23 protein-coding genes, 1 pseudogene and 1 riboswitch are annotated in these 23,290 nt (G+C 65.7%); of the genes and pseudogenes, 19 read left to right on the top strand and 5 right to left on the bottom strand.

Translation table 11 applies throughout. The features are described from left to right. The first annotated feature begins 84 nt into the window (after positions 1-84). Genes ACYVB7_RS03795 through ACYVB7_RS03815 form a run of 5 tightly spaced genes read left to right on the top strand, consistent with a single transcriptional unit; the run spans position 85 to position 6,427 of the window. Positions 85-1,251 (top strand): EscU/YscU/HrcU family type III secretion system export apparatus switch protein, encoded by a 1,167-nt coding sequence (locus tag ACYVB7_RS03795; protein WP_460505239.1) that lies wholly within the window; start codon positions 85-87, stop codon positions 1,249-1,251. Continuing rightward, a complete protein-coding gene (flhA, locus tag ACYVB7_RS03800) occupies positions 1,248-3,338 on the top strand; it encodes a flagellar biosynthesis protein FlhA (protein WP_460505240.1) in 2,091 nt (696 codons plus the stop codon). The genes ACYVB7_RS03795 and flhA overlap by 4 nt, the downstream gene beginning before the upstream one ends. After that, positions 3,335-4,924, top strand: a complete 1,590-nt coding sequence (gene flhF / locus ACYVB7_RS03805; protein ID WP_460505241.1) for a flagellar biosynthesis protein FlhF — start codon at positions 3,335-3,337, stop codon at positions 4,922-4,924. Before flhA ends, flhF begins: the two co-directional genes overlap by 4 nt. After that, the gene (locus ACYVB7_RS03810; RefSeq protein ID WP_460505242.1) at positions 4,917-5,711 is read left to right on the top strand and encodes a hypothetical protein; all 795 of its coding nucleotides are present in this window, start codon (positions 4,917-4,919) and stop codon (positions 5,709-5,711) included. Before flhF ends, ACYVB7_RS03810 begins: the two co-directional genes overlap by 8 nt. Further along, a complete protein-coding gene (locus tag ACYVB7_RS03815; RefSeq protein ID WP_460505243.1) occupies positions 5,711-6,427 on the top strand; it encodes an RNA polymerase sigma factor FliA in 717 nt (238 codons plus the stop codon). Before ACYVB7_RS03810 ends, ACYVB7_RS03815 begins: the two co-directional genes overlap by 1 nt. A gap of 21 nt (positions 6,428-6,448) precedes the next feature. Here ACYVB7_RS03815 and ACYVB7_RS03820 read toward each other — a convergent pair whose 3' ends face one another. Next, positions 6,449-7,237 carry a Cof-type HAD-IIB family hydrolase gene (locus ACYVB7_RS03820; RefSeq protein WP_460505244.1) on the bottom strand — a complete coding sequence of 263 codons (789 nt, stop codon included), beginning with the start codon at positions 7,235-7,237 and terminating at the stop codon, positions 6,449-6,451. Positions 7,238-7,835: 598 nt separating this feature from the next. Between ACYVB7_RS03820 and ACYVB7_RS03825 the strand changes: the two are divergent. The 9 genes and pseudogenes from ACYVB7_RS03825 to ACYVB7_RS03865 all read left to right on the top strand — a co-directional run. After that, positions 7,836-8,045, top strand: a pseudogene (locus tag ACYVB7_RS03825) (HAMP domain-containing protein); the annotation flags it as partial. A 144-nt stretch (positions 8,046-8,189) separates the two neighbouring features. Further along, positions 8,190-8,834, top strand: a complete 645-nt coding sequence (locus tag ACYVB7_RS03830) for a methyl-accepting chemotaxis protein (protein WP_460505692.1) — start codon at positions 8,190-8,192, stop codon at positions 8,832-8,834. 49 nt (positions 8,835-8,883) lie between these two features. Then, a riboswitch (S-adenosyl-L-homocysteine riboswitch) is annotated at positions 8,884-8,994 on the top strand. Positions 8,995-9,059: 65 nt separating this feature from the next. Continuing rightward, positions 9,060-10,505 (top strand): adenosylhomocysteinase, encoded by a 1,446-nt coding sequence (gene ahcY / locus ACYVB7_RS03835; protein WP_460505245.1) that lies wholly within the window; start codon positions 9,060-9,062, stop codon positions 10,503-10,505. A 12-nt stretch (positions 10,506-10,517) separates the two neighbouring features. Then, positions 10,518-11,339: a TlyA family RNA methyltransferase gene (locus tag ACYVB7_RS03840; protein WP_460505246.1), complete on the top strand. Its 822-nt coding sequence runs from the start codon at positions 10,518-10,520 to the stop codon at positions 11,337-11,339. A 16-nt stretch (positions 11,340-11,355) separates the two neighbouring features. Continuing rightward, entirely contained in the window at positions 11,356-12,195 is an 840-nt protein-coding gene (gene metF / locus ACYVB7_RS03845; protein WP_460505247.1) for a methylenetetrahydrofolate reductase, read from the top strand. Beyond that, a complete protein-coding gene (locus ACYVB7_RS03850) occupies positions 12,192-12,803 on the top strand; it encodes a septal ring lytic transglycosylase RlpA family protein (protein WP_460505248.1) in 612 nt (203 codons plus the stop codon). The genes metF and ACYVB7_RS03850 overlap by 4 nt, the downstream gene beginning before the upstream one ends. A 1-nt stretch (position 12,804) precedes the next feature. After that, positions 12,805-14,091 carry an O-acetylhomoserine aminocarboxypropyltransferase/cysteine synthase family protein gene (locus ACYVB7_RS03855; RefSeq protein WP_460505249.1) on the top strand — a complete coding sequence of 429 codons (1,287 nt, stop codon included), beginning with the start codon at positions 12,805-12,807 and terminating at the stop codon, positions 14,089-14,091. 15 nt (positions 14,092-14,106) lie between these two features. Beyond that, positions 14,107-14,889, top strand: coding sequence for an NUDIX hydrolase (locus ACYVB7_RS03860; RefSeq protein ID WP_460505250.1), 783 nt, complete (start codon positions 14,107-14,109; stop codon positions 14,887-14,889). Positions 14,890-15,003: 114 nt separating this feature from the next. After that, positions 15,004-15,477: an SRPBCC family protein gene (locus tag ACYVB7_RS03865; RefSeq protein ID WP_460505251.1), complete on the top strand. Its 474-nt coding sequence runs from the start codon at positions 15,004-15,006 to the stop codon at positions 15,475-15,477. Here the strand turns inward: ACYVB7_RS03865 and ACYVB7_RS03870 are convergent. After that, entirely contained in the window at positions 15,452-16,873 is a 1,422-nt protein-coding gene (locus ACYVB7_RS03870; protein WP_460505252.1) for an MATE family efflux transporter, read from the bottom strand. The genes ACYVB7_RS03865 and ACYVB7_RS03870 overlap by 26 nt on opposite strands. Before the next feature lie 37 nt (positions 16,874-16,910). Further along, positions 16,911-17,801: a 23S rRNA (adenine(2030)-N(6))-methyltransferase RlmJ gene (locus tag ACYVB7_RS03875; RefSeq protein WP_460505253.1), complete on the bottom strand. Its 891-nt coding sequence runs from the start codon at positions 17,799-17,801 to the stop codon at positions 16,911-16,913. A 185-nt stretch (positions 17,802-17,986) separates the two neighbouring features. Between ACYVB7_RS03875 and rplM the strand changes: the two genes are divergently transcribed. From rplM to erpA, 5 genes are all read left to right on the top strand, one after another. Then, the gene (rplM, locus tag ACYVB7_RS03880; RefSeq protein WP_460505254.1) at positions 17,987-18,415 is read left to right on the top strand and encodes a large ribosomal subunit protein uL13; all 429 of its coding nucleotides are present in this window, start codon (positions 17,987-17,989) and stop codon (positions 18,413-18,415) included. A 9-nt stretch (positions 18,416-18,424) separates the two neighbouring features. Continuing rightward, entirely contained in the window at positions 18,425-18,817 is a 393-nt protein-coding gene (rpsI, locus tag ACYVB7_RS03885; protein ID WP_460505255.1) for a 30S ribosomal protein S9, read from the top strand. Between the two features lie 189 nt (positions 18,818-19,006). After that, positions 19,007-19,681 (top strand): DUF6776 family protein, encoded by a 675-nt coding sequence (locus ACYVB7_RS03890; protein WP_460505256.1) that lies wholly within the window; start codon positions 19,007-19,009, stop codon positions 19,679-19,681. Positions 19,682-19,696: 15 nt separating this feature from the next. Then, positions 19,697-20,098, top strand: coding sequence for a bactofilin family protein (locus ACYVB7_RS03895; protein WP_460505257.1), 402 nt, complete (start codon positions 19,697-19,699; stop codon positions 20,096-20,098). 96 nt (positions 20,099-20,194) lie between these two features. Further along, on the top strand, positions 20,195-20,560 hold the full coding sequence (gene erpA, locus ACYVB7_RS03900; RefSeq protein WP_460505258.1) for an iron-sulfur cluster insertion protein ErpA: 366 nt from the start codon (positions 20,195-20,197) through the stop codon (positions 20,558-20,560). 64 nt (positions 20,561-20,624) lie between these two features. On the opposite strand, the gene ACYVB7_RS03905 is transcribed toward erpA, so the two are convergent. Together ACYVB7_RS03905 and ACYVB7_RS03910 are read right to left on the bottom strand one after the other, a co-directional pair. Next, positions 20,625-21,761 carry an anhydro-N-acetylmuramic acid kinase gene (locus tag ACYVB7_RS03905; RefSeq protein ID WP_460505693.1) on the bottom strand — a complete coding sequence of 379 codons (1,137 nt, stop codon included), beginning with the start codon at positions 21,759-21,761 and terminating at the stop codon, positions 20,625-20,627. Between the two features lie 68 nt (positions 21,762-21,829). Continuing rightward, positions 21,830-23,164, bottom strand: a complete 1,335-nt coding sequence (locus tag ACYVB7_RS03910) for a M23 family metallopeptidase (RefSeq protein ID WP_460505259.1) — start codon at positions 23,162-23,164, stop codon at positions 21,830-21,832. Between the last annotated feature and the right edge of the window lie 126 nt (positions 23,165-23,290).

The raw sequence follows: 23,290 nt of genomic DNA on the forward strand, positions 1-23,290 counted from the left end.
CAGCCGGGTGAACCCGGCTTTTTTTGCGCTTTAGAAACCTGACCCGGGTCAGACAATGCAAGCACCCACTCTGCATTGCCTTCCATGGACTCCAGTCAGGACAAAGACCTACCCGCCACCGACAGACGCCTTCAACAGGCGCGGGACGAGGGCCAGGTTGCGCGCTCCAAGGAGCTGTCCAACCTGGCGGTGTTGGGCGGGGGGTTCAGCTTGTTGGTGGCCCTGTTCTCCATGGGCACGGCTCGCATGCTGGACGGCTTGCGCAACCTGCTGCGCTTTGATCACGCCTCGTTGCTGCGATCTGACCTGATGAGCAGCCACCTCACCCAGGGGGTGTTGGGGGCGTTGCTGGTCTACTTGCCCTTGGGGTTGGCTGTGCTGGTCCTCGCGGTGGGGGCCACCGTGGCTGCCGGTGGATGGACGCTGAGCCTCAAGCCGCTCATGCCCGATCTTTCCAAGATCAGCCCCCTTTCGGGTTTTGGGCGCATTTTTTCCAAGCAGCAGCTGTTCGAGGTGGCCAAGCTGGCCGCTTTGACCGCGGTGGTCAGCTCAATTGGCTGGATGTACCTGTCTTCTCACTTCGTGGACTTTGCCAGCCTCATGCTGCGCCCCTTGGATGCAGGGTTGATCCAGATGGGGCACTGGCTGGCCATGGGCGTGGCCACGTTGTTGAGTGTGGTGCTGGTCACAGCCCTGGTGGATGTGCCCATGGTGTTGTTCCTGCACAAACAACGCCTGCGCATGTCGCACCAGGAAGTGAAGCAGGAGCACAAGGAAACCGAAGGCAGTCCGCAACTCAAGGGGCGCATGCGGGCCTTGCAACGGGAAATTGCCAACCGCAACAGCATTGCCCAGGTTCCCCAGGCTGACTTGGTGGTGATGAACCCCACCCACTATGCCGTGGCCATCCAGTACGACGACGCCACCATGGCCGCACCGAGGGTGATCGCCAAAGGTGCAGACCTGCTGGCCCTCAAGATCCGCGACGTGGCCAAGGACTGCAAGGTTCCTGTGCTGCAGTCTCCCAAGTTGGCCCGGGCGTTGTATGCCCATGCCGACCTCAACACCGAGATTCCGCAGGCGCTGTACACCGCCGTGGCCCAGGTGTTGGCCTACGTGTACCAGATCAAAGCCGCCATGCAAGGTCAAGGTCGCATGCCATCGGTCCAACCCGATCCGCATGTGCCACCCGAGCTCGACCCGCACAACCAACGTGACCGCAAAGCCGCGGCACCGGAGGAACGCACATGAACCCCCAAATCCTCGCCGCGCAGCAATGGCTGCGAGCAGGCTCGGGCCATTTGTCCGGCCTGGCCGCCCCCATCCTGGTGATGGCCGTGTTGGCGCTGATGGTGCTGCCCATGCCCTCGTGGATGCTGGACGGCTTCTTTTCGCTCAACATTGCCCTGTCGGTGGTGGTGATGATGGTGGCTGCCTACATGCGCCGTCCGCTGGATTTCGCAGTGTTCCCCACCGTGCTGCTGTTGACCACGCTGCTGCGCTTGTCGCTCAACGTGGCGTCCACCCGTGTGGTGCTGATGGAAGGGCACACCGGCCCGGGGGCTGCCGGTGCGGTGATCGAAGCCTTTGGCCACTTCCTGATCGGGGGCAACTTTGCCGTGGGCCTGATCGTGTTTGCCATTTTGGTGGTCATCAACTTCATCGTGGTGACCAAGGGCTCGGAGCGCATTGCCGAAGTGTCCGCTCGCTTCACCCTGGACGCCATGCCCGGCAAGCAAATGGCCATCGATGCCGACCTGAACGCCGGTCTGATTGACGAAAAGGAAGCCAAGCGCCGCCGCAGCGAAGTGGGCGACGAGGCGGGCTTCTTCGGTGCCATGGACGGTGCTGCCAAGTTTGTGCGGGGCGACGCCATCGCCGGCATCCTGATCCTGTTCATCAACATCATCGGTGGCTTTGCCATTGGCATGTTGCAGCACAACCTGACGGCGGGTGACGCCGCCAACAGCTACATCCTGCTGGCCGTGGGTGACGCGCTGGTGGCACAGATTCCCGGGTTGCTGATCTCTGTGGCCGCTGCCATGGTGGTGTCTCGGGTGGGCAAGGACGACGACCTGGGTCGCCAGATTGCCGAGCAGGTGTTCGACTCGCCCCGCGTGATGGGCATCACCGCGGGTGTGATGGGCATGCTGGGCATCATTCCCGGCATGCCGCACCTGGTGTTCTTGATGTTTGCGGTGACGCTGGGCAGTTGGGCCTGGTGGCTGGCCCGCGAAAAAGCCAAGCCGGCACCGGAGCCTGCCCCGGCCCCCGCCGCCCCGGCCAACGACGGCGAAGCCACCTGGGACGACATGCAGCCCGTGGACCTGCTGGGTCTGGAGCTGGGTTACCGCCTGATTGCGCTGGTGGACAAGACCCGCCAGGGTGACCTGCTGTCCCGCATCAAAGGGGTGCGCAAGAAGTTTGCGCAGGAAGTGGGTTTCCTGCCCCCCGCCGTGCATGTGCGTGACAACCTGGAACTGCGTCCCAGCGCCTACCGCATCACCCTGCGTGGCGTGGTGGTGGGCGATGGTGAGGTGTTCCCTGGCATGTTCCTGGCCATCAACCCGGGTGGCATCACCACGCCCTTGATTGGCACCCCCACCACCGACCCCGCTTTTGGCCTGCCTGCGCACTGGATCGACGAACGTCAGAAGGAGAGCGCACAAATGGCCGGTTTTACGGTGGTTGATTCAGAGACTGTACTGGCCACTCATTTGTCACACTTGATGCAAGTCCAGGCAGCCAAGTTGCTCAGCCGCACGGAGACCCAGGAACTGGTGGATCACGTGGCCAAGCTGGCGCCCAAATTGATTGAAGAGGTCGTACCCAAAATGGTGTCCATTGCCACGTTCCAGAAAGTGCTCCAGCTGCTGCTGGACGAGTCTGTGAACATCCGTGACATGCGCACCATCATCGAGACGCTGGCCGAGCATGCCGCTGCGGGTGTTTCTGATGCGGCCGAACTGGCCCGCCGTGTGCGTGTTTCTCTGGCACCGGCCATCGTTCAGCAGATCTACGGCCCCGCCAAGGAACTGGAAGTCATTGCCATCGACCCCAACCTGGAGCGCTTGCTGGTGCAGGCCCTGGGCGGCAATGGCGGTGCGGCGCTGGACCCTGGCGTGGCCGACATGCTCTCCCAATCTGCCGCTCAGGTCGCCAACAAGCAGGAAGAAAGTGGCGTGCCCGCCTGCCTGCTGGTGCCTGATGCCATCCGTTCTGCCATGGCGCGCCTCATGCGCCGTGCCGCTCCGCGCCTGCAAGTGCTGGCGCACAGCGAAATCCCAGACACCCATCTCATCCGCATCGGACCGATCCTCGGAGGTAACGCATCATGAACATCCAGCGTTTTCTCGCACCCACTTCGCGTGAAGCCATGGCCAAGGCCCGTGCCGCCTTTGGTGACAGCGCCGTGATCCTGTCCAGCCGCGCCACCGCCAACGGCTTTGAGGTGGTGGCCACCACCGAGGAGAACCTGTCCAGTCTGCCGGTCGGCGCATCCACTTCCGTGGCGGCCCAACCCGTGGAACAGGCCCGCCCCCAGCCCTCGTTTGCCGAGCGCGCCCGTCTGTCCGGACCCTCTGCGGCCGTGACGTCGCCCAAGGCCCTGGAACGCAGCACCAGTGTCGAGCGCGACACCGAGACCATGGCCATGAGCACCCTGTCATTCCAGGACTATGTGCGCGAGCGCATGCTCAAGCGTCGCAAGGAAGAACTGGAAGGTCGTGCCACGGCGGCTGTTCCCGCCCCTGTGGCGCAAGCGCCGCGCCGCGCCGTGCCCGAGCGGATGGTTGCTGCGGAGCCCATGGTGTCGGCTCCCCGTGCAGCGGCTCCAGCACCCATCATGACCCGCGAAATGGCGCAGGAGCCTGGCATGGAGTCACCACGCCCCGTCGCTCGTGCTGCCGCTGCGGCGGACTGGAGCGCTGCCATGGTGATGCCTCCTGCCGATGTGCCGCTGACGGCTGCGCCCCAGGGGGGCAACATCGCCAACGAGCTGTCCGCACTCAAGGACATGATTGAAGACCGCTTCAACATGCTGGCTTGGCTGGGCACGTCGCGCAACAACCCCTTGCAGTCCAACCTCATGCTCAAGCTCATTCGTGCGGGCTACAGCCCCGCCCTGGTGCGCAGTGTGCTGGAGCGCATGCCCACCGAGGCCGGTCCTGCCGAGGCCGTTCGCTGGGTCATGGACGTGTTGGCCCGCAACCTCAAAACCGCTGATAGCGCCACCAGCATCTGTGACGAAGGCGGCGTGGTCGCCCTGATCGGTGCCACCGGGGTGGGCAAGACCACCACCGCCGCCAAGCTGGCCGCCCAGTGCGTCAAGCAGTACGGTGCCAACAGCGTGGGCCTGATCACCCTGGACACCTACCGTGTGGCCGGCTACGAGCAACTGCGCGCTTACGGTCGCATGATGGGTGTGGTGGCCCATCTGGCCCATGACCGTGCCGCCCTGAAGGATTTGTTGACCCTGCTGGCGGGCAAGCGCATGGTGGTCATTGACACCGCTGGCCTGGGACAAAAGGACCCCCGCATCCAGGACATGCTGGAGGTGCTGGACCTGCCCGGCATCAAGAAAATGCTGGTGCTCAACGCCAGCAGCCATGGCGACACCATGGACGACGTGCTGGCGGCCTTCAAGGCCAAGGAGTTGCACGGCGTGGTGCTGTCCAAAGTGGACGAGGCCGTCAAACTGGGTCCTGCGGTCGATGCCCTCATTCGCCACCAGGTGATGTTGCGTGGCGTGGCCAACGGCCAGCGCGTGCCTGAGGACTGGCAAGGCCCGGTGGCGCACCAACTGGTGCGCACGTCCATGGGCACCGAGGGCAAGTCGGCCTTCGATCCCGCGCCGTCGGAAGTGGGCTTCTTCTTTGCCCAGCCTTCTCCAAAGCAAATGAACCTGGGAGCGCTCCGTGTTTGATCCGATGTTCGACCAGGCGGCCGGTTTGCGTTCGGTGGCTGCCGCCCATTGTGTGCGCGTGCTGCCCGTGGTGCTGGGCCGCGACAGTGACGTGGCGTTCGACATGGTCTGGACCCTGGGGGCCGGGCTGTCGGTTCTGGGGCACTCGGTGGTGGCCTTGGATGCGACCAGCCGCGAGCAATCCGGGCGCCCTGGTTTGGCCCAGTTCCTCAAGACCGGGCCTGAACCGGCCTCTCCGAACGAGGCCCAATGGCGGGTGTGGCCCAGCCAGAGCGGCATGCAGACCTTGCTGCACGTGGCGGCCACGCAAGGGCCTGGCGCGGCTTTGGCCCGTCTGGCGGCGTGCTTCAGTCCCGACACCGTCGTGCTGCTGCTGGCCCCCAAGGAGTGGGTCAGCGTGCTGATGGAAGGGGCGGCCGTGCGGCCCCTGGTGCCGTTCACGTTCCAACCCACGGGTGTGGTGGATGCATACAGCGCCCTCAAGGTGCTGCACCAAGCGGGCGATTTGAAGCCGGTCCTGGTGCCCATGCGCAGCGAGGTGCCGGACCCCGTGGCCGAACAAGCCCTGGGGGTTTTGTTGGACACGGCCAAACGGCACCTGGGGTGGGTGCCCGAAAACAGTCCGCTGCCTGAGCAGGGCCCCAGTGTGACGCGTGACATCATCACCCAATGGATGCTTAGAATGCTGGAGAGCGCTCTCCTGCTGGAGGAACCTGGCACGCCCGGATCGGGCTGGTCCCCTTCCACACCCAGGGAGGCGCTGGTTCCACAGCTTTGGAGTTGCTGATGTACACCGCTAAAGGCACTCTCAACCGCGACGCCCAGATCCGGCAGTACAGCCCGCTGGTCAAGCGTCTGGCGCATCACATGATTGCCAAGTTGCCGGCCAGCGTGGAAGTGGACGACCTCATCCAGGTGGGCATGATCGGACTGACCGAGGCTTTGGCCCGTTATGAACCCTCGCAAGGGGTGCAGTTCGAGACCTTTGCCAGCCAACGCATCCGCGGGGCCATGATCGACGAGCTGCGTGGCGGCGACTGGATGTCGCGTGGCTCCCGCAAAAGCCAAAAAGAGATTGAACACGCGGTGCATCGGCTGGAGCATCGCTTGCACCGGGCCCCCATGGAATCTGAAATCGCCGCCGAACTGGACATGTCGCTGGCTGACTACCAGGAACTGTTGGCCCGCGTGCGCGGCACCCAACTGGTCTATCTGGAAGATTTTTCCGGCGGTGATGACGGGGGGGACGACTACCTGGACCGCCACGTAGCCCAGGAAGACGAGGACCCTGAACACATCCTGGGTGATGTCCGCATGCGGGCGGCGTTGGTGGAAGCCATCAAGAACCTGCCTGAGCGCGAGCAGTACATCATGAGCATGTACTACGAGCACGACATGAACCTGAAGGAAATCGCGGCGGTGCTGGGCGTGACCGAGTCACGCGTGTGCCAGTTGCACAGCCAGTCCATTGCCCGCTTGCGGGCACGCCTGCGGGACCACTGACCCCCCCCTGCACGGGCGGCCCTAAGGTGCCGGTGGATCGCCCAGCAGGTGTTCCACCACTTCGGCAAACCCCTGCCCTCGTTCGCCCTGGGTGACATGCCGTGGGCGGTGCACCAGGTCGTTCCAAAACCGCCGGATGTTGGCCACCCCCACCGAATGGGGCATTTGCTCGAACATCACCTGGTCGTTGGTCGAGTCCCCCACATACACCCAGCGGTCCCGCTCGCGGGCCAAATCCTGGCCCAGCACCTCTCGCACCGCCCAGCAGGCCCCGGTCCATTTGTTGTGGTGGCCCAGCCACCCATTGATGTGGATGGAGCTGACCGTGGCCGTCAGCCCATGCGCTTGCATCAGAGCCACCACCTGGGCCACGCGGTCGGGTGGCAGGTGGGTGTGTTCGCTGTGGTCGATGGCGATGTCGGTTTCCCGTCCAGCGCTGTCCCCTGCCCGCCGAGCCCCGGGCACGGTGCGTTCGATGAGTTCCAGCACCTGCATCAGCGTGTGGTGCTGGTGTTGACGGGTGGTGTCGTCCTGGGCGTAGTGCTTGACCAAGCGGCCATTTTGGCAAGACAACCGCACACTGCCGTTTTCTGCGACGATGGTGGTCAGGGGCCAATGCAGTGCGGGAGATTCGCTCCAGCCCACGGGGCGGCCTGTGATGGCAATCAGGGGAATGCCTGCGGTGCGCAGCCGCTGCAATGCGGCCAGCGCCACGGGTTCAATGTCGCCGTCGGCGGTCAATGTGTCGTCGATGTCGGTGAGCAGGCCGACCCACGCCCGAGGGCGGGGCAAACGGTGGATGTTGTTCATGAGGAGGGGTCATGGTGCAGTCAATGCGGGTGAGTATCGGGGAGGCAGCATGCCGTTGAAGCTCAAACACGCCTTGGTCGGGTTGGGCCTGGTGGGGATGGTGGGCACCCTGCTCACCGGGGCCATGGGGTGGCGCGGCGTCAGTGCCCTCAGTGGCCAACTGAACCATGCCTCGGGCCTGGGGCAGGCCATGCTGGCCTCAGCCCGAGCCGACATGCACCACGACGCGGTGCGCTCGGCGGTGCTGCAAAGCATCGTGTCCGGTCAGACCGACGACCCCAAGGGGCTGGCCGCGTCCCGGGAGGACCTGAAGGTCAGTGGTGAAGCGCTGCTGGCCCAGCTTCAAGCGGTGGCCGATGCACCCATTCCCGAGGCGATTCGGGGCCGTGTGCGGGAGGTCATGCCGGTGGCGCAGGGGTATGTGAAGTCTGCACAGACCATTCAGGCGCTGGTGGACCGGGACCCCGCCGAAGCACGCGGCCATCTGCCCGAGTTCATGGAGGCGTTTGAAAAGCTGGAAGTGGCCCTGGCCAAGCCGGGTGACGAGTTGGTGGCATTGGGCGAGGAGGTTCGGGTGCAGGGGGCTGCCACCGAGTCCATGGCCCGCACGCTGATCGTGGTGGGCAACGTGGTCGGTTGGGTCATCATCGTGCTGATCTGTGTCCGCATCATTCGCAAGATCCTGCTGTCGGTCGAACATGCCAGCCGAGCGGCGCGGGCGGTGGCCGAAGGGGACCTGACCCACCGCATCCAGGTGACCGGGTATGCCGAACTGCGGGTGCTGTTGCACCACCTGAACGAAATGACCGGCCATTTGCGCACCCTGATTGCCGATGTGCGCGACGCCTCAGCCGCGGTGGCCACGGGCGGCGAGCAGGTGGCGCAGGGCAACCAAGACCTGTCGGCCCGCACCGAAACCCAGGCCAGCTCGCTGGAGCAGACGGCGGCGGCCATGCACCAGGTCAGCGCCTCGGTGCAGCAAAACGCCGAGCAGGTTGGGCAGGCCTGCGCCTTGGCCAACCAGGCCAGCAACGTGGCCGGGGTGGGGGGCTCGGTGGTGTCGGAGGTGATTGCGTCCATGCGTCGCATTGAAGGGTCGTCGCACAAGATCGCCGACATCATCGGGGTGATTGACAGCATTGCCTTCCAGACCAACATCCTGGCGCTCAATGCCGCGGTGGAGGCCGCACGCGCTGGCGAAGCCGGGCGGGGTTTTGCCGTGGTGGCCTCGGAGGTGCGGGGGTTGGCCCAGCGGTCCGCCGAAGCGGCCAAGGAGATCAAGGGGCTGATCCTGGCCAGCGTCAACGAGGTCAGCCAGGGCACGGCGCTGGTCAACCGGGCGGGGGACACCATGGGGGAGGTGGTGACCGCGATTGGCAATGTGTCGCAGATCATGCAAACCATGACCGAGGCCTTGGACCAGCAGACCCGTGACGTGTTGCAAGTGGGGGAGGCCATTGCCTTGCTCGACCAGAACACGCAGCAAAACGCCGCGCTGGTCGAAGAGGGCGCGGCGGCGGCGGCCAGCCTCAACGCCCAGTCGGTTCGCTTGGTGACGTCGGTGGCCTCGTTCAACTTGGGCGACGCCAACGGGTGATTGCCCCCAGCGCTGACCCGGCGGGCGGCGCTTTTCTTATAATCGGCCTCCTTCCGAGGAGCGTTGCAGCCTGCCACCCTGGCAGGCGAGGCTCGGAACCCCCGCCTCCGGTTCCGTGGAACCGCCTCAGGCGGGCCAGACCCAACGGCGCTCACCCACTGGATGCGTGCGGTGAGCTGTTGTGGCCGCAGCGTCCGGTGGTCGTCCCTGAAACCTGGAGCCACCATGAACGCACCTTCCGCTTCCCTCACCACGCCCGCCCTGCACGCCGATTGCGCCATTGCCGACATCGGCCTGGCCGCCTGGGGCCGCAAGGAAATCCGCATTGCCGAGACCGAAATGCCCGGTCTGATGGCCATCCGCGACGAATTCGCCAAGACCCAGCCGCTCAAAGGCGCCCGCATCACCGGCAGCCTGCACATGACCATCCAGACGGCGGTGCTGATCGAAACCCTGCAAGCCCTGGGTGCCCAGGTGCGTTGGGCCAGCTGCAACATCTTCTCCACGCAAGACCACGCCGCCGCCGCCATTGCCGCCAGCGGTACGCCGGTGTTCGCCATCAAGGGCGAAACCCTGGTGGACTACTGGGACTACACCCACCGCATCTTCGACTTCGGCCCCGCCGGTGCCGAAGGTGAAGGCCCCAACATGATCCTGGACGACGGCGGCGACGCCACGCTGCTGATGCACCTGGGTCAGAAGGCCGAGAAAGACCCCAGCGTGCTGGCCAACCCCGGCAGCGAGGAAGAGCGCATTCTGTTTGCCGCCATCAAGGCCAAGATTGCACAAGACCCCACCTGGTACACCCGCAAGAGCGCCCAGATCATCGGCGTGACCGAGGAAACCACCACCGGCGTGCACCGCCTGAACGAGATGAGTGCCAAGGGCACCCTGCTGTTCCGCGCCATCAACGTCAACGACAGCGTCACCAAGAGCAAGTTCGACAACCTGTACGGCTGCCGCGAGAGCCTGGTGGACGGCATCAAGCGCGCCACCGACGTGATGATCGCTGGCAAGGTGGCCGTGGTGGCCGGTTACGGCGACGTGGGCAAGGGCAGCGCCCAGGCCCTGCGCGCCCTGAGCGCCCAGGTGTGGGTGACCGAGATCGACCCCATCAACGCCCTGCAAGCCTGCATGGAAGGCTACAAGGTCGTGACCATGGAGTACGCCGCCGACAAGGCCGACATCTTCGTGACCACCACTGGCAACAAGGACGTGATCCGCCACGAGCACATGGCCGCCATGAAGGACCAGGCCATCGTCTGCAACATCGGCCACTTCGACAACGAGATCGACGTCGCCTCGCTGGAGCAGTACCAGTGGGAAGAGATCAAGCCGCAGGTCGATCACGTCATCTTCCCGGACGGCAAACGCATCATCCTGCTGGCCAAGGGCCGCTTGGTCAACCTGGGTTGCGGCACCGGCCACCCCAGCTACGTGATGAGCAGCAGCTTTGCCAACCAGACCATTGCGCAGATCGAGCTGTTCACCAAGCCCGAGGCCTATCAGGCTGGCAAGGTGTATGTGCTGCCCAAACTGCTGGACGAAAAAGTGGCCCGCCTGCAACTGAGCAAGCTGGGCGCCCAGCTCACCGAGCTGACCGATGCCCAGGCCGCCTACATCGGCGTGAGCAAGACCGGGCCTTACAAGCCCGACACCTACCGCTACTGATCGGCTGCGCCCGTGCGCATCGACCAGCTTCTTGTCCAACGCGGCCAGGCCGCCAGCCGCTCGCAAGCCGCCCGTCTGGTGGCCGCGGGCGTGGCGTGGCGACTGGGGCCCGCGGCCCCTTGGCGCACCGCCCACAAGGCGGGTGACGAGGTGCCCGAGTCCGCCGAACTGCAACTGTCCGACGACAGCGAAAGCCGCTACGTGTCCCGCGGTGGCCTGAAGCTGGCGGGCGCGTTGCAGGCCAGCGGGCTGTCGGTGGCTGGGTGTGTCTGCCTGGACGTGGGCCAGAGCACCGGTGGCTTCACCGATTGCCTGCTGCAACACGGTGCTGCCACCGTGGTGGGGGTGGACGTGGGCCACGGCCAGCTGCACCCCCGGCTGCGGGCCGACGAGCGGGTGATCTGCCTCGAAAAGCTCAACGCCCGCGAACTGACGGCAGCGCAGCTGAATGCTATGATTTTGGTAGCTGCTTGCGCTTTTAATGAAAGCGCTAGAGGCCAAAAAAGCTTGAAACTTTCAGCGCCGTTTGACCGGGTGGTGGGCGACCTGTCGTTCATCAGCCTGACGCTGGTGCTGCCGGCCCTGCTGCCCTTGCTCGCCCCGGCGGGCGAGCTGCTGATGCTGGTCAAGCCCCAGTTCGAGTTGCAACCCCAGGACATTGGCAAGGGCGGCCTGGTGCGCGACCCGGCGCTGTACGCCCAGGTGGAGCAACGCCTGCGCGACGCCTGCGCGGCGCTGGGCCTGCACGTGGCCGGTTGGCACGACAGCCCCATTGCCGGTGGGGACGGCAACCGCGAGTTCTTCATCCACGCCCGGCGTGAACCCCAACCCTGACCCGAAGGAACGGCCCATGGCCTCGTCCCCCCACTACCCCATCAGCTTCGAGTTCTTCCCGCCCAAGACGCCCGAGGGTGCCGACAAACTGCGCGTGGTGCGCCAGGCCTTGTACGCCCGCCAGCCGGAGTTCTGCTCGGTCACCTTCGGGGCCGGGGGCTCCACGCAGGAAGGCACCTTTGCCACCGTGGCCGACATCCAGGCTGAAGGCCAGCAGGCGGCCAGCCACTTCTCGTGCATCGGTGCCACAAAGGCCCGCGTGCGTGAGCAACTGGCCACGCTCCAGACCATGGGGGTCAAACGCCTGGTGGCCCTGCGCGGCGACCTGCCCAGCGGCTACGGCCTGGGTGGCGAGTTCACCTACGCCAGCGACCTGGTGGCCTTCATCCGCGCCGAGACCGGGCGGCATTTCCACATCGAGGTGGCGGCCTACCCCGAGGTGCACCCCCAGGCGCGCAGCGCCGAGGCCGACCTGAAGGCCTTTGTCACCAAGGTCAAGGCCGGGGCCGACAGCGCCATCACCCAGTACTTCTACAACGCCGACGCCTATTTCCGGCTGGTGGACGAGGCCCAGCGCCAAGGGGTGAATGTGCCCATCGTCCCCGGCATCATGCCCATCACCAACGCCAGTCAGCTCATGCGGTTTTCCGACGCCTGCGGAGCTGAAATTCCCCGCTGGATTCGCCTGCGCCTGCAAGGCTTTGGCGACGACACCGCCTCCATCAAGGCCTTTGGCCTGGACGTGGTGGCCGACCTCTGCGAGCGCCTGCGTGCCGAGGGGGCCCCGGGCCTGCACTTCTATTCCATGAACCAGAGCGGCCCCACACTGGCGCTGCTCGATAGGCTGGGCTGGTGAGCAAGCCGGGGCGAGCCCTCGCCACGGCGTGGCTGCTGGCGGGGGCTTTGAGCGGGGCATGGGGGCAGGTGGAACGGCCCGTTTCGGTGGAGGTGGCGGGGGAGCCCTCCCAGTCCTCCGGCGCCGCGCCTGTGTCCGCCGAGGATGGGGCCTTGCCTGAGGGGCCGTTGCCATCGTTGAACGACAACCGCCCGGCACCGCCCCCGGAGCCCCTGTTCACCCTCATCGAAACGGGCTTGGCGTCGTGGTACCACCCCAGCTTTGCGGGCCGTCGCATGGCCAATGGCCAGCCCTACCGCCCGGGCGACTTCACCGCAGCCCACAAGACCCTGCCGCTGGACAGCCACGCACGGGTGGTCAACCTGTCCACGGGCGTGGATGTGGTGGTGCGCATCACCGACCGGGGTCCACATGTGGCCGGGCGCGTGGTGGACCTGAGCCAGGCCGCCGCCCGGGAGTTGGGGCTGCTGGGCCTGGGGGTCACGCTGGTGGAGGTGCATTCGGCCACGCCGGAGGATTGGGCCGAGTTCGTCGCGCGACAGCCTGGGGTCAACTCCGCATTGCATGATCGGCCCCTGCGTGTGCCCACCAACCCCAAAAGGAGATGACATGAAGCTTGAAACCCTGGCCGTCCACGGCGGCTACACCCCCGATCCCACCACCAAGGCCGTGGCCGTGCCCATCTACCAGACGGTGGCCTACGCGTTCGACAACACCCAGCACGGGGCCGACCTGTTCGACCTGAAGGTGCCCGGCAACATCTACAGCCGCATCATGAACCCCACCAACGGCGTGCTGGAAGCGCGGTTGGCGGCGCTGGAGGGCGGCATCGGGGCCCTGGCCGTGGCCTCGGGCATGGCCGCCATCACCTACGCCATCCAGACCATTGCCGAGGCGGGCGACAACATCGTGTCGGCCAGCACCCTGTACGGCGGCACCTACAACCTGTTTGCGCACACCTTGCCGCAGCAGGGCATCACCGTGCGCTTTGCCGACCCGCGTGACCCGGCCAGCTTTGCCGCGCTGATCGACAGCCGCACCAAGGCCGTGTACTGCGAATCGGTGGGCAACCCGCTGGGCAACGTGACCGACATCGCCGCCTTGGCCCAGGTGGCCCATGCGGCCGGAGTCCCGCTCATCGTGGACAACACCGTGACCAGCCCGGCGCTGTGCCGCCCGTTTGAACACGGGGCCGACATCGTGGTGCACTCGCTCACCAAATACCTGGGGGGCCATGGCACCAGCATTGGCGGGGCCATCGTGGACAGTGGCAAGTTCCCTTGGGCACTGCACAAGGCGCGTTTCAAGCGCCTGAACGAGCCCGACGTGAGTTACCACGGCGTGGTCTACACCGAGGCGCTGGGGGCTGCGGCCTACATCGCACGGGCCCGTGTGGTGCCGCTGCGCAACATGGGCGCGGCACTGTCGCCCATGAACGCGTTCCAGATCCTGCAGGGCATCGAGACCCTGGCGCTGCGCATGGACCGCATCTGCGAGAACGCCGTCAAGGTGGCCCAGCACCTGAAAAACCACCCCAAGGTGGCCTGGGTCAACTACGCGGGTCTGGCCGACCACGCCGACCACGCGCTGGTGCAAAAGCTCATGGGCGGGCGGGCCTCCGGCATCATCAGCTTTGGCCTCAAGGCCGACGGCACCGAGGCCGCCATGGCCGCCGGTGCCCGCTTCCAGGATGCGCTGCAGCTGTTCACGCGCCTGGTCAACATCGGTGACGCCAAGTCGCTGGCCTGTCACCCGGCCTCCACCACCCACCGTCAGCTCAACCCCGAGGAACTGGCCAAGGCGGGTGTCAAGGTGGAGATGGTGCGCCTGTCCATCGGCATCGAGCACATCGACGACCTGCTGGCCGATTTGGACCAAGCGCTGGCCGCGGCCTGAACCAGGGGCTGCGACATGGACATCACCTCCCACATCGTCACCACGCCGCCACGGGATGCGGCCACCGTCATCCTGTTGCGCGACACCGTGGCGGGGTTGGAGGTGTTCCTCATGCGCCGGGCGGCGCAGTCGGGCGTGCTGGGCGGGGCCTATGTGTTCCCGGGGGGCAAGCTGGACGAGGCCGATTTGGCCCACGCCGAACGCCTGCTGCCCACCCTGGATGCCGAGCCCTACCGCCACCGCCTGGGTGAACCGACCGTGTCCCATGCCCTGGCCGTGGGCCTGCACCTGGCCGCCGTGCGCGAAGCCACTGAAGAATGCGGCGTGCAGCTGCCCCTGGACGCCCTGGTGCCCTGGAGCCGTTGGATCACGCCGCGCCAGGCCTCGCTGATGGACCAACGCTTCGACACCCGGTTTTTTGTGGCCGCGCTGCCCGACCAGCAGCAGGCAGTGCACGACAACTTCGAAACCACGGCCAGCGAGTGGATGACGCCGCGGGCCGCCCTGTGCCGCTACTGGGCCGGTGAATTTGCCATGGCCCCGCCGCAAATCATGAGCCTGGTGCACCTTCACCGGTTTGGGTCGGTGGCCCAGGTGTTGGGCCATGCACAGGCCCACCCCACACCCACCATCGAGCCCGAGCCGTTTGACGAAGAGGGCATGCGCGTGATTTGTTACCCCGGTGACCCCAGGCATTCGCAGCCGGTGGCCCGGTTGCCCGGGCCCACGCGGCTGATGTTCCGCCGCAAACGGTTCGAGCCCCCCAGTGGCACGCTGGAGGAGTTGCTCAACGCCTGAGTGGGGCCGCGGGCTTCGGGGTGCGCTCTGGTGGATTCCCCCTAGCCCGGGTGAGCGGTTCTGCCGAACAATGGAGGGCTTGTTTCAACCCTTGTTCTGCTGTCATTCACCATCATGGCCATCAACGTCCCCATCGACCTCGGTTACGAATTCGCCGTCAAGGCCCCGTTGGAAGAGGTGTTCGACACCTTGTCCGATGTGCCCACTTCGGTCAGCCACTTCCCCAAGGTCGATCAGTTGGTGGACATGGGCGGCGGTGTCTACCGCTGGGAGATGGAGAAGGTGGGCACGGCCCAAGTCAACATCCAGACCGTGTACGCCTCCAAGTACGTGACCAACCGCAGCAAAGGCACGGTGGTGTGGACGCCGGTGGACGGCGTGGGCAATGCCCTGGTGGGCGGTCAATGGACGATCAAGGCCCACAAGAGCGGGGGCACATCCCTGAAGCTGGCCATCGAAGGCACGGTGTCGGTGCCGTTGCCTGGCTTGATGAAGATGGTGGTGGTGCCGGTGGTCGAGGGTGAATTTGAAAAGCTCGTCGAAAAATACATCGACAACCTGATCAAGCACTTTGGTGGCGAAGTCTGAAGTCGCTTGGGTGTGACAACACCCACCAACGCCGCGTCAGCAGAATGGCGGTGGTGCCCAGGCCCGTGAGCAGCCCCAGCCACACACCCGTGCCACCCCAGCCCAGGCCGAACGCAAACCACGCGCTCAGCGGGATGCCAAACACCCAGTAGCCCACCCCGGCCATCCACATGGAGGCCCGGGTGTCGTGCAGCCCGCGCAGCATGCCCGCGGCCACGGCCTGCGCCCCATCCACCACCTGGAACAGGGCGGCCAAGCCCAGAAAGTGCGCCGCCAGGGCCACCACAGGGGCGTTGCCTGGGCGGTCCAGGTCCATGAACGCGGCCAGCAGCACATGGGGGGCGGTCAGCATGACCCCGGCCATCAGGGCCATGAAACCCACGCCAATTGCAAACGCACTCCAGCCCGCCATGCGCAAGCTGTGGCCCCCGTCGTGGGCCGTGCCTGCCCCGTGGGCCATGGCCACGCGGATGGTGGCCACCTGCCCAAAGCTCAAGGGCACCATGAAGCTCACCGAAGCGATCTGCACCGCCACCGAATGCGCGGCCAGTTCGGTGGGGCCGATGAGCCCCATCATCATCACGGCGGCGTAGAAGATGGTGGTTTCAAAGGAAAACGTCAGGGCAATGGGCAAGCCCAGGGCCCACAAGCGGCGCATGCGTTCACGCTCGGGTCGCCAGCCGTGGCGCAGCAGGTGGTAGGGCCGCAGCGCCGGGTGCCGCCAAGCCACCCCGGCCAAGCCCAGGAACATGAAGGCGCTGGCCAGGGTGCTGGCCACCCCAGCGCCGGGCAGCCCCAGGTTCGGCAGGCCCAGGTGTCCAAACATCAGCGCCCAGGCCAGCAGTGCGTTGATGCCGATGGCCACCCCCACCACCGCCAGGGTCCACCGCTGCAAACCCAAGGCCGCAAACAGCGAGCGCAACACCAGGTAGCCCAGGTAAGGCAGCAGGGCCCATTGGAGGGTGTGCATGAACCCGGCGGCACGGGCCGCGGCCTCGGGGGACTGTCCCATCAGCCCCAGGATGGGTTCGGCCTGCCACAGCAGCAGCCACATGGGCAGGCTGACGGCCAAGGCGCTCCAGAGTCCGTGGTGCACGGTCAAGCGCACCTCGCGCACGGGGCGCTTGCGTCGCCCAAGGGCCGAAGACACCAGTGGCAAGGTGGCCGACACCAGGCCCATGCAGAACACCATGCAGGCGTGGTACAGCGCCGACGCCAGGGCCCCGGCCGCCAGGGCGTCCGGACCCAGTCGGCCCATCAGCATCACGTCGGTGGCGGTCAAAGCGGCCTGCGCCAGGTTGGCCAGCACCAGGGGTCCGCCCAGCGACAGGCTGGCCTTCAGGTGTTGACGCCAGGTGAGCCAGGGGCCGATGTTGGGGGCTGCGCCGCCTTGCAAGGAGAGGCCTTTCGGTGGGGTGGCCCGTGGGTGGGGCTCAGGCTCCGGTTTCGAGGGTGAATCCAGCGTGTGCGTCCTGGCGCAGCGCCTCCACCATTTTGGGCAGGGCTTCTTTCAGGGCCGGGGCCAGCACAAAGGGCGGGTTGGCCACGAACACGCCGCTGCCGCTCAGGCCCACCGGCACGCCACGCGCGTTAGCCTGACCGGACTTGACGCTCAGGCTGGCGTACAGCCAGGACTTTCCGGCGCGGCTGGCGGCATTCTTCAGCTTGCGGGGCAGGTCGTGGGCCTCGGGGCGGGCCACGATGGGGTGCCACACAAAAATGCAGCCGGTGGCAAAACGCTTGAGGGTTTCGGTGACCAGATCGACCACACGCGCGTAGTCGGTCTTGATTTCATACGACGGGTCGCACACCAGCAGGCCCCGGCGGCTGGGCGGGGGCAGCAACGGCTTGACGCCTGCAAACCCATCGGCCACATGCAGGGTGGCGATGCCGCGGGTGTCGCGCTGCTTCATAAGGCCGCGCAGCAGCCGCTGGTCGGTGGGGTGCACCTCGAAGGCGTGCAGGCGGTCCTGCGGGCGCAGCAGCTTTTCGGCGATGAGGGGGGAGCCTGGGTAGTTGCGAATCCGGCCCTTGGGCTCGGGGTTGAACTGGCGCAACACGGCCACGTAGTCGTCCAGCAGGCGGCCCAGTCCACTGGTGGCCAGTCCGGACTCACCCAGCAGGGTCAGGATGCCGGCGGCGGCTTCGCCGCTGGTCTGCGCCTGGGAGCCTTCCATGCGGTACAGCCCGGCACCTGCGTGGGTGTCCACCACCTGCAATGCGGTGTCTTTTTGGGTGAGGTATTGCAGGATGCACACCAGCATGGCGTGCTTGAGCACGTCGGCATGGTTGCCGGCGTGGTAGGCGTGGCGGTAACTGAACATGGGGGGATGGTACCTGTTGTCCTGCCGTGGCTAGCCGGGGTGGGTTGAAAATTCGTATAATGCTCGGCTTTGCAGCGTTTGTGTGGTCCCGCGGCAAAGATCAAACTCCCCACCTAAGAGGTTTCCACCAGAGAAACACCGACCGTGGAAAAGGACCCGAAATCTTCACTCGATTGATTCCAACCATGAAAACTTTCAGCGCCAAACCCGCTGACGTGGTGCACGAGTGGTTTGTTGTTGACGCCACCGACAAGGTGCTCGGCCGGGTAGCCAGCGAAGTTGCCCTCCGTCTGCGCGGCAAACACAAAGCCATTTACACGCCTCACGTCGATACCGGCGATTACATCGTCGTCGTCAACGCAGCCAAACTCAAGGTCACGGGCACCAAGTCCCTGGACAAGATGTACTACCGCCACTCCGGTTTCCCCGGTGGCATCTACGGTACCAACTTCCGCGACCTGCAAGCCAAGCACCCTGGCCGTGCCCTGGAAAAAGCCGTCAAGGGCATGCTGCCCAAGGGCCCTCTGGGTTACGCCATGATCAAGAAGCTCAAGGTGTACGGTGGTGCTGAGCATCCCCACACCGCCCAGCAACCCAAAGTGTTGGACATCTAAGGAGCGGACATGATTGGTGAATGGAACAATGGCACCGGCCGTCGCAAATCCAGCGTCGCCCGCGTGTTCCTGAAAAAAGGCTCCGGCAAGATCACGGTCAACGGCAAGGACATCGAACAGTTCTTCGGCCGTCAAACCTCGATCATGATTGCCAAGCAGCCCCTGGTGCTGACCGAGAACGTCGAAGCCTTCGACATCCAGGTCAACGTGCACGGTGGTGGTGAATCCGGCCAAGCCGGTGCCGTTCGTCACGGCATCACCCGCGCCCTGATCGACTACGACGCAGCCCTCAAGCCTGCCCTGAGCGCTGCCGGTTACGTCACTCGCGATGCCCGCGAAGTTGAACGTAAAAAGGTCGGTCTGCGTTCTGCTCGCCGTCGCAAGCAGTTCAGCAAGCGCTGATCCTGTGCCGCGGTGCACTCGCCCCTTGGGGTGGGTGCCCGTTGCCCCAAACGCCGCCCCGGTTATGCTCGGGCGGCGTTTTTGTTTTCAGGAGCCTCTCATGTTGTTCATGGCGTGTGATGCGGTTGAGTCGAGGTGGTCGTGCGCCTGAGGTTGTGGCGTCGGCGGTTGACGGTCAGTGCGCCCCGCATGGCCATCCGCAGCGCATTGCCCTGGCCGTTGAAGTGGTTGCTTGCGGGGCTTGTGTTGGGCTTGTCGGCGGCGGTGGCGGTCACCGCCTTCGAGTTTGGTCGGGACATCGCGGGGGGGGATCGTGGCAGCCATGCCGAGTTGGAGCGGTTGCGCTCAGAGAATCAGCGTTTGAGCGATGCCCTCGCGCAGGCCCAGGCCGTGGCCAACACCGTGGAGAGTTTGCAGGCGGCAGAGCGGGCTGCGCAGAAACACCTCACCGATCAGCTCAAGGAACTTCAGGTGCGCAACCAGTCCTTGCAACGGGAGCTGGGGTTTTTTGAGCAGCTCATGCCCGCCAACGGCATGTCGGGGCCGAACGTTCGGGGGTTGCAGGCGGTTCGCCGCCCCGATGGCCGGGTGGCCTGGCAGATGCTGGTGGTGCAACCGGCCCGACAGAATGGCGATTTCAACGCCGACCTGGAGGTGACCCTGGAGGGAACCCTCAACGGCAAGGCATGGACCCAGCGGGACGGCGCCGCCCCACGAAAGGTGAGCGTGAAGCAGTTTTTGCGTTTGGTGGGCGATGTGGCCATCCCCAACGGGGCCGTGGTAAAAACCGTGTCCGTCAAATTGACGCAAGGCCCGCAGGTGGTGCTGACCCAGTCCGCCCCGGTGGGTGGAGATGTCCCTTGAACCCTGGAGGTTTCCATGTTCGGTAAGCGCAAGCAGCCCCCCATCAAAAGCCTCATTGCAGGGGGCACCGTGATCCGGGGGGACGTAGAGTTCCAGGACGGCTTGCGCATCGACGGCGAGGTGCGCGGCAACGTCCGGTCCTCGCCGGGTCTGGCCAGTTTGCTGGTGATCAGTGAAACGGCGACGGTGGTGGGTGAAATCACGGCCGATCTGGTGGTCATCAACGGCCATGTCCAAGGGCCGGTCAGGGCCCTTGACTTGCTGGAGCTGCAACCCAAGGCCCGGGTGCAGGGCAACGTGTCCTACAAGGCCCTGGAAATGCACCAGGGGGCCACCATCGCCGGGCAGTTGGAGCCGGTGGTTGAAGATGCTCCCGCAGAAAAGCCCCCACTGAAACTGGCGGCAAACAACACCTGAACCTGCACGCCAGCGGGTTGACTGAGTAAAATCGTCAACTAAATGCATCTGCCGTGTGGGTGGATGCGCCCCTGTCATTGACCGTGAGGTGCCCCCATGAACGCCGTTGTCGCCCCTGAAGTATCCGAAATGCCCGCACCGTTGGTCTTCACCGACAGTGCTGCCGCCAAGGTGGCCGACCTGATCGCCGAGGAGGGCAACCCCGACCTGAAGCTGCGGGTGTTTGTGCAGGGTGGCGGGTGCTCGGGTTTCCAGTACGGCTTCACGTTCGACGAAATCGTCAACGAAGACGACACCACCATGACCAAAAATGGCGTGTCGCTGCTGATCGACGCCATGAGCTACCAGTACCTGGTGGGCGCCGAGATCGACTACAAGGAAGACCTGGAAGGTGCCCAGTTCGTCATTCGCAACCCCAACGCCACCACCACCTGCGGTTGTGGCTCTTCCTTCAGCGTTTGAGGTGTTGCGCCGCGGTTCCCTTCCCCGGCGGACCGCAGGGGCCCTGTTCAGAAAGGGGCCATCTTCACGCCGGGTAGATGGCCCCCAGCACGCGGGGGCCTGCCGCGCCGGTGACCTGCACCACATTGCCAGGCAGGCCGTCCAGGGTGCGTTGGGCCAGCCACGCAAAGGCCGCGGCTTCCACGTCCATGAGCGGCAACCCCAGTCGGTCTGACGGGGTCACCTGGGTGCCCGGGAGGGCCTCGGACAAGGCGGCCAGCAAGCGTTGGTTGAGGCCCCCGCCGCCGCACACCACCAGTCGCCGCGTGTTTGCGGGTATGGCATGGGCGATGCTGCGGGCCGTGAGTTGCAGCAGGGTGGCCTGAACGTCCTCGGGGGCCAGCGCCGGGTGCTGGTGCAGGTGTTGGCGCAGGTGTTGGTCCAGCCACGCGGCGTTGAAATGGTCCCGTCCCGTGCTGCGCGGGCCATGAAGCGCAAAAAAGGGCTCGGCCAGCATCTGCTGCAGCAGGGAATCCACACAGCGGCCCGAAGCCGCCCACTGCCCACCGGCATCGAAATGGGTGCCCCGGTGGCGTTCACACCACAGGTCCATGAGCACGTTGCCGGGACCGGTGTCAAACCCAGTGACCGGGTGGCCCGGGTTCAGCACCGTGACGTTGGCCATGCCGCCGATGTTGACCACCGCCACCGCGTGGGGGCCGCCGAACAGGGCTTGGTGAAATGCGGGCACCAGGGGAGCGCCTTGACCCCCAGCCGCAACGTCGCGGCTGCGAAAGTCGGCCACCACGGTGATGCCGGTCAACTCGGCCAACAGCGCGGGGTTGTTGAGTTGCACGGTGTAGGCCAACCACGGTTGCGCCGGATCGGGCTGGGGTGTGTTGGCCGGTTGGGTGGGGGCGGCGGGTTGGTGGCGCACCGTTTGCCCGTGAGCGCCGATGGCCCGTATGTCGCGGGCCGACAGCCCGCTGGATGCCAGCAACCGGTGAACCACCTGCGCATAGGCTTGCGCCAACGCATTGGCGGCCCATTGGCTGCGGTGCAACTCGTCGGGGCCACTGTGTTGCAGCGCCATCAGCGCGGTGCGCAAGGGCGCGGGCATGTCCAGGTGGACGGACGCGGTGACGCGGTGGCCCGAGTGGGCTGAGCCACTCAGCACCACGCCGTCCACGCCGTCCAGCGACGTGCCCGACATCAGCCCGATGTGGTGCTGTTCGTCCGGTGCGGGCGGTGCAGCAACTCCCTGAGGGGGGCTCGGGTGGGGCGCGAGGGTCACTGTGCGCTGGCGGTCTGCACGGGCACCGAAGCGGCCAACTCCAGCCGCATGCGCTTGACCTGGGCTTCAAAGGCCGGACGCGAGGCGGCGGAGACGGGCACGGTTTCGCCTTGTTTGGCGATCACCAGTGGGTCCTTGTGCACGCCGTGGTCGCGGAATTCGAAGTGCAGGTGCGGTCCGGTGGACACACCGGTGGACCCCACGGCACCAATGACGCTGCCTTGCTCCACCCGTTGGCCTTTTTTGACGCCAATGCGGCTCAGGTGACCGTAGGCGGTGGTGTGCCCATTGCGGTGTTGGAGGATGATGAAATTGCCGTAGCCGTTCTGCCAGCCAGCAAATTCCACCACCCCGTCACCCACCGCCAGGATGGGGGTGCCCGTGGGGGCGGCGTAGTCCACCCCCAGGTGGGCTTTCATGCCGCCGTTGACGGGGTGGAAGCGCATGCCGTAGCCGCTGCTCACGCGGGAAAAGGCCAGGGGCGCGGCCAGGTAGGACCGACGCTTGCTCTGGCCGTCAAAGGTGTAGTAACCGCCTTTGCTGCCGGGTTCCTGGAACCATATGCTTTGCAGGGCCTTGCCGTCGTTGACAAATTCGGCACTCAGGATGCGGCCGGCGCGCAGGGGTTCGCCCTCGGCCTCCAGCGATTCGTACACCACCGAGAAGTGGTCGCCCTTGCGCAGGTCGCGCCGGAAGTCGATGTCGCCCGAAAAGATGTCGGCCAACTGGGTGGCCACCGCGTCGGGCATGCCCAGGGCGTCGGTGGTGGCGAACAGCGAGGTCTGGATGGTGCCGCTGGCCATGCGGATGGCGGGCTTGAGCTCGCCAAACCCGGGCTTGGCCAGGAAGTTGTTGCCCACGCGGTCGATGTCGATCTTGCGGTAGCTGCGCTCGTCGGCGGCGGGCCAGCGCACCGTCATCTTGAGAAGGCGCTTCTGGTCGTCGGTCTGCACCTGCACCAGTTTGCCGGCGCGTCCGGTCAGCAGGTCGCGGGTCTGGAAAGACTGCCGGATGAAGTTGGCCGCCCCCATGTCCACCACGCCCAGGCGCTGCAGCAGCGTGGCCGCCGTGTCGCTTTGGCGGGTGAAATCGTGGCGGTACAGCACCAGGGCAGAGGCCGTGTCGGCCAGCGCGGGCGGGGCTTGCAGGGCTGTGGTGTCGAACTGCACCGCTTCCAGCACTTGGCGAACGGGGAGGTCTGCGGCGTCCGGGGCCAGCGGGGCAATGCCGAAGGCGGTGACGCCGGTGCCGAGCAACAAAGCCCCCACGGAGGCCATGACACGCTTGGGATGGGCTTGCAGCACGGCAATGAGTTGGCTTGTCAGGGTCATCCAACAGAAAGCGCCACGACGGCGCTGAAGTTTGCAGTGGAAATGGATGGGGTGGACCGTGGGGCAGCCGCAACGGGCTGCAAGGTCCGACCACTAAAATCCGGGGCTTGAACCACCCAAAAGTAT

The organism is Hydrogenophaga soli (genome assembly GCF_054777695.1).